A 17,419-nucleotide genomic window follows, 5' to 3' on the forward strand; every position below is an offset into this window, starting at 1 on the left:
AATTTTTAAGAATTCTTTCTTCAGCACTAAACCACGATTGCTTTCCTTATGCTCTAAGCGGTGTACTCCTTTAATTCTGCTTTCTCCGGTGCAATGAGCTGCCAGGGCAACTAAAGGAGGAAAAAGGTCAGGACAATGGGTTGCGTCCAGTTCAAAAGCGCGTAAATTATTATTTGTAACCGTTAAATTATTTCCATTCCATGTAAGCGAAGCACCACATTTTTGTAAAGCATCAAGAATAGCTTTATCGGCCTGATATGAATCGGGATTCATGTGTTCCAGCGTAACACTTCCTTTTAGCGCACCAGCCACTAAAAGGGGAGCCGCGGAACTCCAGTCAGCCTCAATTGTATACTCGGTGGGTTGATAAATTTGATTCCCTTTTATCTGAAAGTCTTCATAATTCTGATGTTCTATTTCAATACCGAAATGCTTTATCAGATCCAGAGTCATGTTGATGTAAGGAATGCTTTTTAAATTCTTTACTTTTAGAGTCGTATCCTCTTTCCGCAAGGGCAGAGCCATTAAAAGACCGGTGAGGAATTGTGACCCAAGCGATCCGTCAATTCTTGCAAAATTACTTTTGTAGCCTCCTTTTATGGTAATGGGTAAGAATCCGTTTCCCGGATTTTCACATTCTATGCCCAGGTTTTCCAGGCCTTCTATAATATTTTGAACGGGCCTTTTTAGGATACTGCCTGTTCCCGTAATTTCCATTTCATCGGGCTTTAGCGCAACAATGGGAGAGAACATTCGCAATGAAAGACCTGATTCTCCTACGTGAATACTTTCAGGAGCTTTGCTTACCTTAGATGTAATCTCTACGGATTTTTCCTTTTTGATGACTTCCGAACCCATTCGCTGAATAATATCTGTTGCCGCATCGGCATCTTCACATTTACAGGGATTGTGAATTACAGAGTTTCCATTGGCTAACATTGCTGCAGCTAAAGCTCTTTGCATCATGCTTTTTGAGGAAGGTGGTGTCAGGCTTCCTTTAATGGTTGAGGATTGGATTCGAACTCTCATAATTTTGGCTTTTAACGGGTTGATTTAGGATTGGCGCATAGTCCAATCACTCTGGCTTTTAGTTCTTCAATAGGAAGGGTAACAATGGTGGCTTCTCCTATTTTTTTGAGTAGAATAAAATCAAGGGTCGATCTGTTCTTCTTTTTGTCTTTGCTTAAATATTGGTTAATTGTTTCCGCAGAAACCTGATGATCTATTGGTAATTTGAAATCAGTAAGTAGGTCGTTTACTTTTTGAACATCATCGGCACTTAGACCGTTTAATTCCTGAGACAATTGGCAGGCTAAATTCATTCCTACCGAAACAGCTTCGCCATGTGTTAAATCTGAATTGTTCTCAATGGCATGACCAATGGTGTGTCCAAAGTTTAGTTTTTTACGTTCTCCTTTTTCAAAGGGATCGCCTTCTACAACTTCTGTTTTTATAGAAACAGCACGGAATACCAAATCTTCCATCAAATCTGAATCTAGATTTAGCAAAGCTTCGCGCTTTTCTTTTAGGAATAGATATAAACTTTCATCTTTGATGAAAGCATGTTTTATTATTTCCCCAAATCCACTACTAAGTTCACGTTTTGGGAGGGTTTTTAGCAAAATAGGATCGCAAATTACAAACTTGGGTGGATTAAAAACACCAACCATATTTTTGAGTTTGCCGAAATTAATTCCATTCTTGCCGCCAACACTAGCATCAACCTGAGAGAGAAGCGAAGTGCTGATAAAACCAAACTCTATGCCTCGCATAAATATTGAAGCCACGAAACCTGTCACATCTGAAACTAAACCGCCACCCATTCCAAGTAAAAAACTATTTCTATCGGCTCCTTTATCAAGCAATTGCTCAATAATTTTTTCCATTGTATTCCAGTTCTTGTTTCCTTCGCCACAACCCATTACGATATAGTCGAATTGGTCGATAAATTCGGAGTAGTGCTCATAGATGTGTTCATCACAAATCAGAAAGCATTTTTTCTCGGGTAAATAGTTTTTTACTTTGAGATAAGATTCGCCTACATGAATACTACTGTTTTGTTTTTCGATGTATATGCTTTTCATATTTTCTAAAGAGATTTGAGATAAAAGATAGTAGAGGGAGAAAAATTTCATCTCTACTATCTCAAAGCTAAATATTATGAGTTCATAATTTCTTCCTGCTGATTGATTGATTCCTGGTGAATTGCTTTAAATAAATTGGTGATGAATTGCTCGCTAAAGCCTTTCTTTTGTCCATTTATCATGCTTTTTTCAACAATGGCACCCCATCTTTTGTTCTGCAAAACGGTAATGTTATTCTCTTTTTTGTAGTGACCGATGGTTTTAGCAATTTGCATACGGTTAGCAAGTAGTTCTAATAATTTCTCGTCGAAATCATCAATTAAATGACGAAGTTCTCCAAGTGTGTTGTCAACTAATTCGTTTGAGCTATCATGATCACGAAGCACTAAGTTGGATAAAAGTTCTTTGAGTGCCATAGGTGTTAATTGCTGTTTGGCATCACTCCAGGCTTCTTCTGGTTTGCAGTGTGATTCAATAATTAAACCTTCGTAGTTCAAATCCATCGATTTTTGGGTCACTTCAGCAAGTAAATCGCGATCTCCGGTAATGTGACTAGGGTCGCAAAAGATAGGAAGTTGAGGCATTCTTCTCTTCAACTCAATTGGAATTTGCCATTGAGGATCATTTCTGTATTTCTGTTTTTGGTAGGTTGAGAATCCTCTGTGAATAGCAGCTAATCTTGTCAATCCAACGGCATGTAATCTTTCGATAGCACCCATCCAAAGTTCCAAATCTGGGTTGATTGGATTTTTTACCAATACAGGAATATCATGTCCTCGTAATGCATCAGCAATTTCTTGCACGGCAAATGGATTTACGGTAGTTCTTGCTCCAATCCATAAGATATCTACTCCAGCACCTAAAGCCAACTCAACGTGTCTGGCGTTGGCAACTTCGGTAGCAGTAAGTAGTCCTGTTTCTTCTTTTACTTTTTGTAACCAAATTAATCCTTTGGCACCAATTCCTTCAAAACTGTTCGGACGGGTACGTGGTTTCCAAATTCCCGCGCGGAAAATCGGTATCCCGGCAGCTTTAATTCCGCGTGCTGCTTCCAATACTTGTTCCTCTGTCTCTGCACTGCATGGTCCACCAATTACTAAAGGGCGTGTGCTATGCTCAATTGGCCAGCTGCTAAGGTCCTTAATTTCCAAATTCTTCATTGTATACTGTTTTTTTACTCTTTTTTCGAGTGATTAAAAATATGGTTTCTTATTTTAGATTGTGAAATTAAGCTCTTGTCCTAATCTCTGTTGATTTTGCTATTGTTTCTTTTTCGTTTTTTTCTTTCTGATCAAGAACTCTTCTTATGTCGTTGGCTTCAGAAATTAAATCGCTCACACCTTGAAAATTATCCTCTTCAATTAAATCTTTAAATTGTTGAAGTGTGTCGATGTATTTTTGAAGTACTTTGCCAACATTTTTTTTATTTTGCTGAAAAATAGGTGTCCACATATCTGCAGAACTTTTTGCCAAACGAACTGTGGAATCAAATCCACCACTTGCCAATTCGAAAATGTGCTTGTCGGCTTTTTCTTTGTGCAATACAGTTAGTGATAGGGCAAAAGCACTGATATGCGATAAATGAGACACGTAAGCGGTTTGTCTGTCGTGCACTTCCGCATCCATAAAAACACATCTCATTCTCAGGCAATGAAACATATCAGTGATTAGGCTGACTGCTTTTTTATCTGAATCTTCAGGATTACAAATAATAGAGCATTTCCCATCGAATAATCCTGAATGTGCTGCCTGTGGACCCGAAAATTCGGTACCTGCCATAGGGTGAGCTGGCACAAACTGCTTTCTTTTGGGATGATTGGCAATGGATTCAATTAATTGTTCTTTTGTTGATCCCAAATCACTTACGATTTGATTATCGATTAAATCCATAATGCTTGGCAATGTCTTTATGCAGGCATCAACAGGAATGGCCAAAAGAATCAGGTCGGAGTTCGTAACTGCTGTTTTTAAATCTTGAATTTCATCAATTAGGCCTAATTTTTTAGCCGAGTGAGCATTCAAAGAATTGTTATCAACTCCAATTACTTTACCTACAAATCCTCTTTTCTTTAGGTCAAGAGCTATTGAGCCCCCAATTAATCCTAATCCTATTACTGAAAGTATCATCGTTTTGATTTTTATCTAGTTTTCTTTAATTCTATCTATAGCTTCTTGAATAAGCGCTTCGCTACTGCAAAGTGAGATGCGAATGTATTTGTCTCCCTGATCGCCAAATATGCCTCCTGGTGTAATAAATACTCTCGATTCTTTTAAAATTTTGTCACTTAGCTCGTAGCTATCCTTGTATTTGTTGGGAATAGCAGCCCATACAAACATACCAGCTTGATCTTCTCTAGGAGTACAACCAATCAGATTCATTAGCTTGAAAACTAATTTTCGTCTTATTTTATACGTGGCGTTTATTGAATCGTACCAGCTCTGATCTTGTGAAAGAGCTTTAACTGCTGCTTGTTGAATAGGGTAGAACATACCTGAATCCATATTTGTTTTTACCTTTAAAACAGGTTCAAGTAATTCGGCTTTTCCACATATCATCCCAACTCTCCAACCTGGCATGTTGTGCGATTTACTAAGTGAGTTTAATTCTATGCAACATTCTTTGGCACCATCAATACTCATAATACTCAGGGGCGAATCGTTCAGAATAAAACCATAAGGATTATCATTTACAATTAGAATCTCATGTTTTAAACCGAAAGCAACTACCTTTTCGAATAGTTCTTTGCTTGCTCTAGCTCCAGTTGGCATGTGCGGATAGTTGATCCACATGATTTTTACCTTGCTAAGGTCTTTTTTTTCCAATTCTTCAAAATCAGGATAATAGTTGTTCTCCTCAAACAAAGGATAAGAAACTATTTTACCGCCAAGTAGGTTTGTTACAGATGTATAAGTAGGATAGGATGGATTCGGAATTAAAACCTCTTCGCCTTCATTTAAATAGGCCAGAGAGGTGATCATGATTCCTTCTTTTGATCCCATTAAAGGTAAAATTTCCTTGGCCGGATTTAAATCTACCTTGAAAAAAGTCTTGTACCATTTCGAGAAAGCTTCCCGTAAGGCTGGAATTCCCTGGTATGATTGGTAACCATGACTCATTGGATGAGAACAGGCTTCCTTAAGCATTCCCCAAGTATTCTCCGAAGGAGACATATCAGGATTGCCAATTCCCAAATTAAGAACTTTTACTTCCCCCTCGTTCATGCGTGCTATTTCTTTTAGTTTTAGTGAGAAATAGTATTCTTTTACGCCTTGGGTTCTGTTTGCTGCTTGAATCATTATTGTTGTGGTTAAAATTTTGGTTTTGTTTCAAAAAAAAATCCTACTCGTTTTGAGCAGGATCATGGTTATACTTTTTCTTAAAAATTAGGTATAAGGCATCCTGCCCGGTCACTTGCGTTGAACCAGAAATAAAAATAATAATATCGGAATGCTAATCCTGAATTTTTCATTGTTCTATTTTATATAAAAAAAATCTTGCCGTTAAGGCAAGATTTTTAAATGTATCTGTTCGATTTGTTACATATCAATTCTTGCCCTTATCGTTGTGGATAATAGTAATACCAAAAGTAATAAAAGTAAGTACTGAAAGTTTTCATGTGATAAATCAATTGTTTTCTCATTGTCTGCTTCAAATGTAGGAATTATTTCTTATCCTGCAAATCTATTTTTCAGTCTTCATAAAATGATAACGATTGAATAAGGAAAGGTGAATAGTCAAAGTACTTGTGAAAGTAGGTGTTGCGTTCTTTTTTAGGCTATATTAATATTTAATTGGCTAGGTGTTTAATTTAATGGTCAGAACATTATTAAAGAGTTTTTCTAAAACAATTCTCTCATTTAAAAAGAAGGCTTTTGTGGTTAAAAGAGAAAGGATTCATGAAGATAAAAAATATTTAAAAAAAATATTTTGATTTAATCAGTTGATTATTAGTATTGAAAGTTGTTTTTGTAGGAGGGGAGGAACTGGTTCCTGAATTTCGATTTGGAATTTCAATAAATAATTAATTAGATTTGTAACAAGAAAAAAGAAAGATATGATTGGAATGATTAAAACATATTGGTGGTGGCACAGCTATAATCTCTCGAACCAGAGCAGAAGTGATTCCCCTATGTGTAAAAATTAGTTCATTTTAATATAACGAACAAAGCAAGCGGTCTACTGATACTCAGTAGATCGCTTTTTTTTTGACTTGAATTTAACGATTAGCCAAATGATAAAATTTAACTACCTGAAAAAAGAAATGCTAGCCGATGTAATTACTCCGGTAAGCATGTATTTAAAATTGCGTGATCGATTTCCCGGTGCAATTTTATTGGAGAGTTCGGATTACCACAGTCCGGAAAATGCAAGCTCCTTTATCGCTTTAGATCCCATAGCCAGTATTACATTGAAAGATGGACAACTGATTGAGGAGATTGAAGGTAAAAAAGAAATTTGCAAGGCAAGGGGAAAAGGAAAACGCTTTGTTTCCAACAAATTGAAAGGTTTTGTCAATCAGTTCGATTTGGAAGGCAAAGAGAATGTTGCCAAGGCAAATGCTCTTTTTGGCTATACCACATTCGATGCAGTACCCTTTTTCGAGGATTTGAATTTTAACTTGGAGAAAAAGCAATCAGGTATTCCTCAAATGTGTTACTCTCTCTACCGGTTTATTATTGAAGTGAATCATTTTAATAATACTCTGATGGTGATTGAGTTGGTAAAAGATGGAGAAGCTTCAAGAATTCATGAGGTGACGGATTTGTTACGAAACCGAAATCTGCCTGCTTTTACCTTTAATTTGGAAGGCGAAGAGCAAACCAATATGGATGACGATGCTTTTAAGAGTTTGGTAACGAAAGGAAAACAGCATTGTAGACGGGGTGATGTTTTTCAAATTGTTCTTTCTCGTCAGTTTTCGCAAAAATATAAAGGGGATGATTTTAATTTGTATCGCGCCTTGCGATCGGTTAATCCATCTCCTTACCTGTTTTATTTCGATTACGGATCTTTCCGGATCATGGGATCATCGCCCGAGGCACAAATCGAAATAAAAAATAAGAAGGCCTATATTCACCCAATTGCAGGAACTTTTCGAAGAACTGGCGATGCAGTAAAAGATGTTGAGTTGGCCAATGAGTTATTGAAGGATGAAAAGGAGAAGGCTGAACATGTGATGCTGGTAGATTTGGCAAGAAATGACCTGAGCCGCGATGCACAAAATATAAAGGTAGAGACCTTTTGCGAGGTGCAGTATTTTTCTCATGTAATTCACCTAGTGTCGAAGGTGTCGGGTGAACTGCCCGATGATTATAATCCTTTTCAATTGGTTGGAGATACCTTTCCTGCAGGAACTCTATCGGGTGCACCTAAATACAGAGCTATGGAATTGATCGATCAGTACGAACCTACAGCACGAGGTTTTTATGGCGGATGCATTGGATCTCTCGGCTTTAATGGTGAAGTTAACCAGGCTATCATGATTCGCAGTTTCATGAGTAAAGATAATTGTTTGTATTATCAGGCAGGAGCCGGTGTGGTTGAGAAATCGAAAGAGGAGAATGAGTTAAACGAAGTGAGTAATAAATTAGCAGCCTTGCGAAAAGCAATGGAATTGGCACAAAATATATAGGTTATGAAGATTTTAGTATTAGATAATTACGATTCCTTCACCTATAATTTGGTGGAATATTTGCGAAAATTGGGTGCAAAAGATATTGAGATACATCGAAATCGTGAAATCGATTTGAAAGAGGTGGCTAAGTTCGATAAGATTTTACTATCGCCCGGACCAGGCATTCCTGATGAAGCCGGAATCTTAAAGGATGTGATTAGGGAATATGCCTCAACTAAGTCAATATTAGGTGTTTGTTTGGGTGAACAGGCTATTGCTGAGGTGTTTGGTGGAAGTATAGAAAATCTCGATAAAGTGTACCATGGTGTAGCAACTTCTATTTTTAGAACCGAAGATGACAAAGGCCTTTTGCAGGGAATCGAAAAAGAATTTCAGGCAGGGAGATATCATTCCTGGAATGTAGTGAAGGAAAATTTGCCCGATTGTTTGACCGTAACCTGCGAAGACTCGGAAGGACAGATTATGGGAATTCGTCATAAAGAATTTGATGTGCAGGGCGTTCAGTTTCATCCCGAGTCGGTTCTAACACCTGATGGAATGAAAATGATTGAAAATTGGCTGAAATCATAAGCTGTAAGTCTTGTTTCAAGGACTCAAAATTTCTTGATGCTTGAAGCTAGTAGCTTGTCGAGAGCGATATCAATAAAAAAATAAAAAATAACGAAGCTTAATATTATAATCATGCGCAATATACTTCAACATTTATTCGAATATAAAACCTTAACAAAAGAGGAAGCCAAAAAGGTTTTGATTCAGATTACCAAAGGAAATTACAACGAGTTCCAGATCACTTCATTTTTAACGGTTTTTATGATGAGAAGCATTACCGTAGAGGAGCTGACTGGTTTTCGGGAGGCACTTCTAGAGTTATGCATTCCCGTAGATCTGTCGGAATATAATGGTATTGATTTGTGTGGAACTGGCGGTGATGGCAAAAACACCTTCAACATTTCTACTTTAGCCTCTTTTGTGGTGGCCGGTACGGGCGAAAAAGTAACTAAGCATGGAAATTATGGGGTGTCATCTTTCTGCGGATCGTCTAATGTGATTGAGCATTTGGGTTATCAGTTTAAAAACAGGGAAGAAGATTTGAAGAGAGATTTAGATGAGGCAGGCATTTGTTTTTTGCATGCTCCCTTATTCAATCCAGCCATGAAAAATATTGCGCCCATTCGCCGAAATTTAGGGGTGAGAACCTTTTTTAATATGTTGGGTCCTTTGGTGAATCCATCGAAACCCAAAAATCAAATTGTTGGGGTTTTTGACTTAGAATTGGCGCGTTTGTATCAGTATTTATTGCAGGAAACAGATTCGAAATTTACGGTGATTCATGGAATTGATGGTTACGACGAGGTTTCGCTTACTGGCAAAGTAAAATTGATTGGCAATCAGATGGAAGAGTTGCTAGAGCCAGAAGATTTTGAGAAAAGAAAATTGAATCCGGAAGAATTGCATGGAGGAGAAACAGTAGAGGAAGCTGCAAAAATATTTGTAGATATACTAAAGGGCAAAGGAACAGAGGCGCAAAACTCTGTGGTTACTACAAATGCAGGTTTGGCCATTCATTGTCTGAATCCGGAAATAAGCCGGGCAGATGCCATGGGCAGAGCGGAAGAATCTTTATTTTCAGGCAAATCGTATGATGTATTAAGGAAACTGACAAAGAGAAACTAAGCATGAATGCAAAACAAAATATATTAGATAAGATTGTTCAGCAGAAGTTGGCTGAAGTAAGGGGGCAGAAAGAGCTTGTGCCTGTTTTTCAATTGATGGAGGAGGTAAATTTCAAGCGAACCTGTTTTTCCGCTAAAAAGTCGATTACTAAGATAGGTGCTTCGGGTGTGATTGCTGAATTCAAACGTCAATCGCCATCGAAAGGTGTGATTAATGGTAAAGCCAAGCCTGAGGATGTTGTGAAAGCTTACGAGGAGGCGGGAGCTTCTATGGTTTCAGTGCTAACCGATGAGACTTTTTTTGGAGCGCAGGCAAGCGATTTTGAAATGGCAAGAAAAATACTGAACATTCCCTTGCTGAGAAAAGAGTTCATTGTTGATTCCTATCAAATCTATCAATCGAAAGCCATGGGAGCTGATGTAATTCTGCTGATTGCAGCCATTCTAACTCCACAGCGATGCAAAGATTTTGCTTTTCTTGCTAGAGATTTGGGCATGGAAGTACTGCTGGAACTGCACGACGAATCGGAATTAGCCCATGTGAATGAATATGTCGATTTGGTGGGAATCAATAACCGAAACCTGAAAGATTTCTCGGTTGATACCGATCGATCGATTCGATTGGCTGCTAAATTACCCGAAGATTTAATTCGTGTGGCCGAAAGTGGTTTGGATAGCGAAGAAGTGGTTCGAGAGATGAAAGCAAATGGTTTTCAGGCCTTTTTAATGGGCGAACATTTCATGAAAACCGATTGCCCAGGCAAGGCCTGCAAACAATTTATTAATGCAATGTAGGGACATGATACATTGTGTCCAATAGGATAGAATAAAAGGACACGGCATGTCGGAATTTAAATATAAAAACAGCATGAAAATAAAAGTTTGCGGTCTTCGCGATAAGAATAATCTTAAAGATCTGTCTGTATTGCCATTGGACTATATGGGTTTCATTTTTTATTCAAAGTCTGCGCGTTTTGTGGGGGATGATTTTGATGCAGAAATCATGAAAATGATTCCTTCTCAGATCCGTAAAGTGGGGGTTTTTGTGAACGAAACAGTTCCGCGAGTGCTTGAATTGGCAAACAAATACCAGTTGGATGTTGTTCAGTTGCATGGCGATGAGAGTCCGAAAATGTGCAAGACAATTCAGGACTCAGGTTTTGAGGTATTTAAAGCTTTTCAGTTGAATGAAGACTTTCAGTTTGAACAGCTGGACAAGTATCATAAAACATGTGATCATTTCCTTTTCGATACCAAATCGGCTGCTTATGGTGGAAGTGGAAAGAAATTCAACTGGCAAATCCTGGAAAAGTACAAGGGAGAAACCGATTTCTTTTTGAGTGGAGGAATTGGAATGGAGGATGTGGAAGCAGTAAAAGCTTTTCAGCATCCGCAATTATACGGCTTAGATGTGAATTCAGGATTTGAGGAGAGTCCGGCCGTAAAAAATGTTGTGTTGGTAAAAGAGTTTTTAAAATCAGTAAGAAAAACGAAGATGAGCAAGCAAAAATATGCAGTAAACGATAGAGGGTACTATGGACAATTTGGGGGCGCATTTATTCCTGAAATGTTACGTGCTAATGTTGATGAATTGCGTGAAAACTATCTGAAAATAATTAATTCGGATCAATTTCAGAAGGATTACAAACGTCTGTTAGACAATTATGTGGGACGACCTACTCCTTTAACTAAAGTGGAGAGCTTGTCGAAACGTTACGGAGCGAATATCTATCTGAAAAGAGAAGATTTAACGCACACCGGAGCGCACAAAATCAACAACACAATCGGTCAGATTCTGATTGCCAAATACATGGGTAAGACCCGAATTATTGCTGAGACAGGAGCGGGGCAGCATGGCGTTGCAACTGCTACCGTTTGTGCTTTGTTTGGATTGGAATGTGTGGTTTATATGGGTGCTTTGGATGTGGAACGTCAGGCTCCGAATGTGGCGCGCATGAAAATGCTGGGCGCGAAAGTGGTTCCTGCCATATCAGGAAATAAGACTTTGAAAGATGCGACCAACGAGGCCATTCGCGACTGGATTGCTAATCCTCATTCCTTCTATTTAATTGGCTCGGTGGTGGGTCCTCATCCATACCCCGATATGGTGACGCGTTTGCAGTCGGTAATCTCCAAAGAAATTCGTGAGCAGCTGACCCTTGAAACAGGAAATCCGAATCCTGATTACGTGATTGCCTGTGTGGGTGGAGGAAGTAATGCGGCAGGTGCTTTTTACCATTATCTGGATGAAGAAAAAGTGAAATTAGTAGCCGTTGAAGCTTCTGGTATGGGCGTTGAAAGCGGAGAGACCGCCGCAACCATAACTTTAGGGAATATTGGCTTTATTCACGGAAGTAAAACTATGCTGATGCAGGATGAGGACGGACAAATTACCGAACCTTACTCCATTTCGGCAGGTCTCGATTATCCGGGAGTGGGGCCTTTGCATGCGCATTTGGCGGAATCGGAGAGGGCAGAATTCCTTTCTGTTACCGATCAGGAAGCTTTGGATGCCGCAAAAACCTTGGCTCTGTCTGAGGGAATTATTCCAGCTTTGGAATCGGCACATGCTCTGGCTGCTCTGGAGAAAATAAAATTCAAGAAAGAGGATGTGGTGGTTCTAAACCTATCGGGAAGAGGCGATAAGGATATGGAAACCTACATGAAGCATTTTAATTAATAAATAGTAATTAACAAGTAACAATTAGGACCTAAAAATTATTAATTACTAATTGTTTATTATTCATTGTTTATCATGAACCGAATAGATCAATTATTTCAAGATAAAGAAAAGGACATCCTGTCTATTTATTTTCCTGCTGGATATCCAAATTTGAACGATACAGTTGCAAACCTTCAACTTTTGCAGGATAAGGGTGTGGATATGGTGGAAATTGGTATTCCATTTTCCGATCCTTTGGCCGATGGACCGGTAATTCAGTTGGCTGCTAAGAAGGCTCTCGATAGCGGCATGAGTTTACAACTTTTGTTTGAGCAGTTAAAAGAGGTACGTAAAAGCATTATAATGCCTTTGATATTGATGGGCTATTGGAATGTGGTTCATAAATTTGGCGTGGATGCTTTTCTAGATCAGTGCCAAAAAGTAGGAATTGACGGTGTGATTTTGCCCGATTTGCCTTTGGAAGAATACGAAGAGGATTTTAAAGAGAAGTTTGAGGCCAAGGGCGTGCACAATATTCTGTTGGTAACGCCACAAACCACCGATAGTCGCATGGCGAAAATCGAGAAAGCAGCCAAAGGTTTCTTGTACATGGTATCTTCATCGGCAACAACGGGCGGAGCTTTAGAGCAAAATAAGGAGAAGGAAGCCTACTTTAAAAAGGTGGCCCAATTAAATATTCCTTCCCTCATCGGATTTGGAATTCGCGATAAGCAAAGTCTGGTAAATGCATCTAAATTTTCTAACGGAGCCATTATAGGAACTGCGTTTATTAAAGCATTAGAGCAGGGAAAAGCTGCGGATTTTATTGATGCCTTAGCCTAAAAGTATTTTAAAATTTACGAAGATGAAGAAAGCCACCCTGAGGTGGCTTTTTGCTTTTATGTTTGTTTCTGGAAACATTTGAATTCTAAGGATTCTGTTTTTTTTCTCTCTTACTCGCTGCTCATTGTGGTGGATATTTTTCTTGCTAGGCAGTTCTTCCAACCAATTCGTCCGAATCGATTTATAGTTCGATTTGCCTACTGTTTTTTCGAGCTTGTGTTTTTTACTTTTGCAAAGTAAAGCACGAGCTAGAAGCTCGCGCTAGCGGGGGCTTTTTGCTTTTATGTTTGTTTCTGGAAACATTTGAATTCTAAGGATTCTGTTATTTTTCTCTCTGTCTTACTCGCTGCTCTGTGGTGGATATTTTTCTTACTAGGCAGTTCCTCCTGCCTATTCGTTCCAATCGATTTATAGTTCGATTGGCTTACTGTTTTTTTGAGCTTGTGTTTTTACTTTTGCAAAGTAAAGCACGAGCTAGAAGCTCGCGCTAGCGGGGGCCTCCAATTTCAATTACGTTTTATCTCATTTAATTTTTGATTCAATTAGATTTAGTAAGATTTTTTGTCCAACAATTAGTATGCTATTTTCTCTATAATTTATAGTTATTTTTCCTCTATGCAGATTAGTAATTTTTTTAATTTTTGAAATTTTCTCAAATGTTGAAGAATTATTATCTCTACTAATTTCTTGATAGCCTTTTTCAACCAAAATACTTTCAATTTTTTCTGATATATTTTCAAAATTGATACTGTTTTTAATCGTCATTATTCCTTTTTTATCCACAAGAGGTTGAATTAATCCTTGAGTTAATGGAACAAAAACAAGTATTATCCAATTTTTACCAAATAATTCTTCAAAAGGAGTTTTTAATAAAATGGTAAATATTAAATATGCTAATCCATTTAACAGAACGAAAGAAATCAATGCAATTTTAAACATTGCAGGAATTGATGCTTTGTAATATTTAATTTCAATTGTCATCTTCTATTTTTTTTCATTTAAACTTGGCGGTAACTTCTTAGTAACCACCATGGCGTTTATTTCTTTTTAAAAAGAGTAAGGCTTTTGCTAAATAGCTTTTGGCTGATGTATTTTTAAACTGTAGTCTATTTTACTCTCTGCTCTCCCAATATTCCATGCAATAAACAAATGAGCTGGACAGACTTGCGAATGTACACATAATTAATTATTTCGAATCATTATTTGGTCAGTAGTTTTGGAAGGAGGGGAGCAGATCTGTTTCGTATTCAGTTTTTCATAAATATGGATGGGAGCAAAAAAAAGCATGCGTTCCACTTCCGTGAACAGAGGCAATTGAAGGGTTAAATCTCCCGAAAGTCCCGTCCTGATTGCTTCCTGCAGCTTTGTTTGGTGCAATCTTGCGAACGAGTTTGTTTTCCTGCAAGTTTGAATGCTCCCAAAACGATTTTAGTTGGGGCCACGCAAGTGTGAATGCTCCCAAACTAATTCTAGTTGGTGTCACTCAGCTTGGTTTGGTATCTACTTGCGTGCAGGTTTGCTCCCTGCAAGTATGAATGGTCTCAAACTAATTCTAGTTGGGGCCATGCAGGTTGGTTTGGTATCATCTTGCGTGCAAGATTGCTTCCTGCAAGTGTGAATGCTCTCAAAACAATTCTAGTTACTAGCTCACAAGCTGGTTTACTACTTTTTTGTTGGTAAGATATTAGTTTGCAGGTAATGAATACTGCTATCGGGCACGCAAGCTTGCATTCAACAAGTGTGAAAGTTTATACAACGATTCTGCTCGGCAGCTCGCGAGTTGGTTTGCTATTTTCTTTCCTGCAAGCTCGTGGCCTGCAAGAGTGAATGCTGTCAACTTGTGCACAATTGATGAGTGTCGGGAAGCTTACGATTGTAAATTTCTAATCATTTAGACTGAAACTTATGAAAATTATTAACAAAGTACGCTCTATTCTTGATCATTTGCTATACATTTACAATAATTATGCAGTATCTGCCTAAGTGGATATAGAAGATCGCTATGAATTTTATGATACAGGGATTTTGTCCAGGATTTTTTGTTGATACCAGCCTAATGAAGTGGAAATTTTCAAATTGCAGGCTCATTTTTAATTGCCTTTTTATAGAATCATTATTTTCCAATAGATATAAATATTTTTAAGTATGAGAAGATTAATCTTTTTGATGTCTGTTTGTTTTTTAACTTTTTCCTGTGCCGAAAAAGGACAGGTAGATTATGGAGCAGGGACGAATGTGCCCGCTGTTCAGACGGCTGTAAGTGAGTTTTTAAGTCTGGTAGAAGAGGCCAGAGTAGGTACGAATCAGGCTGAGGACCATTATAAATTATTTTTAGACTCTGAAATTAGCGATGGTAGCTTTGGTTATCGCCGTAAGGGTGAAACCATTGAGTTTTTTGCTGGCGATGCAATGGGCTTATCGAATGCAATGTATACTTTGCTGGAGGATATTGGCTATACTTTTGATATTACAGGCATTAGCAAGCCAGACAGTTACGATTTTACTGTGCTTAAAAATGCAGATCGTAGGATAAGTCCTGCGGTTCGCTGGAGAGGGATTCGTCAGCACGTTAATTTTCCTATGGATGTTTCTTCCTACTCTATTGAGGATGCCAAAGAGTATATCGATTGTGTGACTCGTCTGCGTATGAATAAATTTACCATTCATGCTTATCCAGGACAATGGTACGAAACGCATATTGGCGATAGCTTGTCGATGGCGGGTAATTTCTTTTACGGAAATAAGCATTACATCTATAATAATTCCTTGCTGAAGAAGGTGATTCCGACCAATGATTCTCTTTATTGTATTCCACAGGCAGAGAAATTGAAAGGTCAGGCTTTAAGTTCTTTCACCATCGATTGGATGCAGCAATTTATGGCTTATGCCAAGAAGCGAGGTTTTTATATTCAGCTTTCCTTCGAACCGCGTTCTACTTCGGTAGCGCAAGCAGTAAGTACGGCTAAGGAAATTGAAAAGCAATATCCCGATATGGATGCACTGGAATTTATGACGGAAGAAACCGGTGGATGGGGTCCTGCCTGTACTAAAGAAGAAACATTAGCGACTTTAGATAAGTATTTTACCGCCGATATTGCGAAAAATGCGACTGTATTAAAGCCTATTCGTGAGAAGCAACGCGATTTAAATAAGTTGTATGAGCAAATTGGTATTTGTGTGAATGCCATTCAGGAAATCAGAAAAGAGGGTGCTTTTGGTCCTGAATTAAAATTGGGCATTTATTCTTCCTTAAATGATCTTACTCAGGGAGCCTACCGTTTGGCTCGTTTGGCTCTTCCTCAAATTCCTGTTTGTTTAATGCCTTCGCATGGTAGCGATGGTACGGCCCTAGCATTTCCATTGTCGGTTCTCGATAAGGAAGATATGGATCATACCGAAATTTATTCGTGGATTGAGTTTGATGGATTGATGTATCTGGAGCAAAATTCAATTGGCGGTAATGAGACTTTGATTAAGGATATGGCTCAAATGGCCGGGGGACAGATTTCTTCCTTGTGTTTTAATCATTGGAGAACGGCAGAGAATAGAACCTCTACGCGTTATGTTGCCGAAACAAGCCTGACAGGGAGCATGCCTGCTGATACTTTTTATGCAAGTTATGCCAAACGTTTGGGTATTACTGATATAAAAGATTATACCAAGGCACTGCATATGATCAATGAAGTAGATTCCTACTCCAAATCGCGTCTTAAAAATATTGGATTTTGCTGGTTTGGGGCCTGGAGAAGAGGTGGTCCTTATCTTCATGTGAAACCTGAGCACATGATTCAGGCCAGAGATATGCATCTTGAGGTAGCCAATTTGTTGGCCGAAGCTTTAAAGGAGACTGAAAAAGGGACTGTGGCTCATGATTATTTAGCCTTTAAAGGAAATAGAGCGCTTTGTACGGTTTTGTATTTAGATGCTTTTGTGGAAGCTACCAAGCTTCAATCGATAAAAAAGAATGCCTCTGGTGAGATTTCGAAAGCAGATCAGAAAATAGCAGAAGAAATTTGTAATAAGTCGCTCCTGAAATTAGATCAATTTTTGGATATGTATGCTCGCATGATGCCTGATAGAGGTTGTGAAGGTACACTGTCCAGTGTGTGGAATGCTCCGGTTCAGGGATTGAAAGTTTCTCGTGCTAAATATAGTGGTGTTCCTATGGAAGAAATGCCTCATAGCGATGATGCCATTGATGCGCCTCCTTTGCCTATCTTATATGAATAGTTAGGGAATGTATTTAATGAAAAAGCCAGATGAACGAATTGAATTCATCTGGCTTTTTTTGATTTTCACGTTGTGCTCTAATTAGATTTATGCACGCAACTCTATTAATTGAAATCTCCCTTTTCAGGGGAGAAACCCGACAGGGAGAGGGGTGAGTAAATTTGAAGTAATTCATGATTAGATGTTTGTTCTTTTGCATTTGTATTTTCTTTGTCCTTAAGCTAAGGGACATAATTATAAAATGGTCTTGCTGATATTTACAAAAAAGAGTACTATATTTGACATATTAAA

The 17,419-nt window shown here is 38.3% G+C and carries 14 protein-coding genes; 7 read left to right on the forward strand and 7 right to left on the reverse strand.

The window, feature by feature from the left end:
• The 5 genes from ABYT26_RS03470 to ABYT26_RS03490 form a co-directional block, all read right to left on the reverse strand.
• On the reverse strand, window positions 1–1,029 hold a 1,029-nt coding region (locus ABYT26_RS03470; RefSeq protein WP_372751504.1), incomplete at its 3' end, for a 3-phosphoshikimate 1-carboxyvinyltransferase.
• Between the two features lie 11 nt (window positions 1,030–1,040).
• Entirely contained in the window at window positions 1,041–2,084 is a 1,044-nt protein-coding gene (gene aroB / locus ABYT26_RS03475; protein ID WP_372751505.1) for a 3-dehydroquinate synthase, read from the reverse strand.
• A 74-nt stretch (window positions 2,085–2,158) separates the two neighbouring features.
• A complete protein-coding gene (locus tag ABYT26_RS03480) occupies window positions 2,159–3,244 on the reverse strand; it encodes a chorismate mutase (RefSeq protein ID WP_372751506.1) in 1,086 nt (361 codons plus the stop codon).
• Between the two features lie 67 nt (window positions 3,245–3,311).
• Window positions 3,312–4,211: a prephenate dehydrogenase gene (locus ABYT26_RS03485; RefSeq protein WP_372751507.1), complete on the reverse strand. Its 900-nt coding sequence runs from the start codon at window positions 4,209–4,211 to the stop codon at window positions 3,312–3,314.
• A 15-nt stretch (window positions 4,212–4,226) separates the two neighbouring features.
• Entirely contained in the window at window positions 4,227–5,381 is a 1,155-nt protein-coding gene (locus ABYT26_RS03490) for a pyridoxal phosphate-dependent aminotransferase (RefSeq protein WP_372751508.1), read from the reverse strand.
• A gap of 935 nt (window positions 5,382–6,316) precedes the next feature.
• Here ABYT26_RS03490 and ABYT26_RS03495 point away from each other — a divergent pair.
• The 6 genes from ABYT26_RS03495 (at window position 6,317) to trpA (ending at window position 12,898) form a co-directional block, all read left to right on the forward strand.
• Window positions 6,317–7,717, forward strand: a complete 1,401-nt coding sequence (locus ABYT26_RS03495) for an anthranilate synthase component I family protein (RefSeq protein ID WP_372751509.1) — start codon at window positions 6,317–6,319, stop codon at window positions 7,715–7,717.
• A 3-nt stretch (window positions 7,718–7,720) separates the two neighbouring features.
• Window positions 7,721–8,290: an aminodeoxychorismate/anthranilate synthase component II gene (locus ABYT26_RS03500; protein ID WP_372751510.1), complete on the forward strand. Its 570-nt coding sequence runs from the start codon at window positions 7,721–7,723 to the stop codon at window positions 8,288–8,290.
• 111 nt (window positions 8,291–8,401) lie between these two features.
• The gene (trpD, locus tag ABYT26_RS03505) at window positions 8,402–9,394 is read left to right on the forward strand and encodes an anthranilate phosphoribosyltransferase (protein ID WP_372751511.1); all 993 of its coding nucleotides are present in this window, start codon (window positions 8,402–8,404) and stop codon (window positions 9,392–9,394) included.
• Between the two features lie 2 nt (window positions 9,395–9,396).
• Complete coding sequence (trpC, locus tag ABYT26_RS03510) at window positions 9,397–10,188, forward strand: indole-3-glycerol phosphate synthase TrpC (protein WP_372751512.1); 792 nt, start codon at window positions 9,397–9,399, stop codon at window positions 10,186–10,188.
• Window positions 10,189–10,261: 73 nt separating this feature from the next.
• Window positions 10,262–12,073, forward strand: a complete 1,812-nt coding sequence (locus ABYT26_RS03515) for a bifunctional phosphoribosylanthranilate isomerase/tryptophan synthase subunit beta (RefSeq protein ID WP_372751583.1) — start codon at window positions 10,262–10,264, stop codon at window positions 12,071–12,073.
• A 75-nt stretch (window positions 12,074–12,148) separates the two neighbouring features.
• Window positions 12,149–12,898: a tryptophan synthase subunit alpha gene (gene trpA, locus ABYT26_RS03520; RefSeq protein WP_372751513.1), complete on the forward strand. Its 750-nt coding sequence runs from the start codon at window positions 12,149–12,151 to the stop codon at window positions 12,896–12,898.
• A gap of 522 nt (window positions 12,899–13,420) precedes the next feature.
• On the opposite strand, the gene ABYT26_RS03525 is transcribed toward trpA, so the two are convergent.
• Window positions 13,421–13,879 (reverse strand): hypothetical protein, encoded by a 459-nt coding sequence (locus ABYT26_RS03525; protein WP_372751514.1) that lies wholly within the window; start codon window positions 13,877–13,879, stop codon window positions 13,421–13,423.
• Between the two features lie 274 nt (window positions 13,880–14,153).
• Window positions 14,154–14,381 carry a hypothetical protein gene (locus tag ABYT26_RS03530; protein WP_372751515.1) on the reverse strand — a complete coding sequence of 76 codons (228 nt, stop codon included), beginning with the start codon at window positions 14,379–14,381 and terminating at the stop codon, window positions 14,154–14,156.
• A 662-nt stretch (window positions 14,382–15,043) separates the two neighbouring features.
• Here ABYT26_RS03530 and ABYT26_RS03535 point away from each other — a divergent pair.
• Window positions 15,044–17,128, forward strand: a complete 2,085-nt coding sequence (locus ABYT26_RS03535; RefSeq protein ID WP_372751516.1) for a hypothetical protein — start codon at window positions 15,044–15,046, stop codon at window positions 17,126–17,128.
• The last annotated feature ends 291 nt before the right edge of the window (window positions 17,129–17,419 follow it).

It is taken from the genome of Labilibaculum sp., assembly GCF_041595635.1.
Classification (GTDB): Bacteria; Bacteroidota; Bacteroidia; order Bacteroidales; family Marinifilaceae; genus Labilibaculum.

Coding starts and splice junctions, on each gene's coding strand:
- ABYT26_RS03480 (WP_372751506.1), bottom strand. CDS start 3,244: ATGAAGAATTTGGAAATTAAGGACCTTAGCAGCTGGCCAATTGAGCAT.
- trpA (WP_372751513.1), top strand. CDS start 12,149: ATGAACCGAATAGATCAATTATTTCAAGATAAAGAAAAGGACATCCTG.
- ABYT26_RS03490 (WP_372751508.1), bottom strand. CDS start 5,381: ATGATTCAAGCAGCAAACAGAACCCAAGGCGTAAAAGAATACTATTTC.
- trpD (WP_372751511.1), top strand. CDS start 8,402: ATGCGCAATATACTTCAACATTTATTCGAATATAAAACCTTAACAAAA.
- ABYT26_RS03485 (WP_372751507.1), bottom strand. CDS start 4,211: ATGATACTTTCAGTAATAGGATTAGGATTAATTGGGGGCTCAATAGCT.
- ABYT26_RS03515 (WP_372751583.1), top strand. CDS start 10,262: ATGAAAATAAAAGTTTGCGGTCTTCGCGATAAGAATAATCTTAAAGAT.
- trpC (WP_372751512.1), top strand. CDS start 9,397: ATGAATGCAAAACAAAATATATTAGATAAGATTGTTCAGCAGAAGTTG.
- ABYT26_RS03525 (WP_372751514.1), bottom strand. CDS start 13,879: ATGACAATTGAAATTAAATATTACAAAGCATCAATTCCTGCAATGTTT.
- aroB (WP_372751505.1), bottom strand. CDS start 2,084: ATGAAAAGCATATACATCGAAAAACAAAACAGTAGTATTCATGTAGGC.
- ABYT26_RS03495 (WP_372751509.1), top strand. CDS start 6,317: ATGATAAAATTTAACTACCTGAAAAAAGAAATGCTAGCCGATGTAATT.
- ABYT26_RS03500 (WP_372751510.1), top strand. CDS start 7,721: ATGAAGATTTTAGTATTAGATAATTACGATTCCTTCACCTATAATTTG.
- ABYT26_RS03535 (WP_372751516.1), top strand. CDS start 15,044: ATGAGAAGATTAATCTTTTTGATGTCTGTTTGTTTTTTAACTTTTTCC.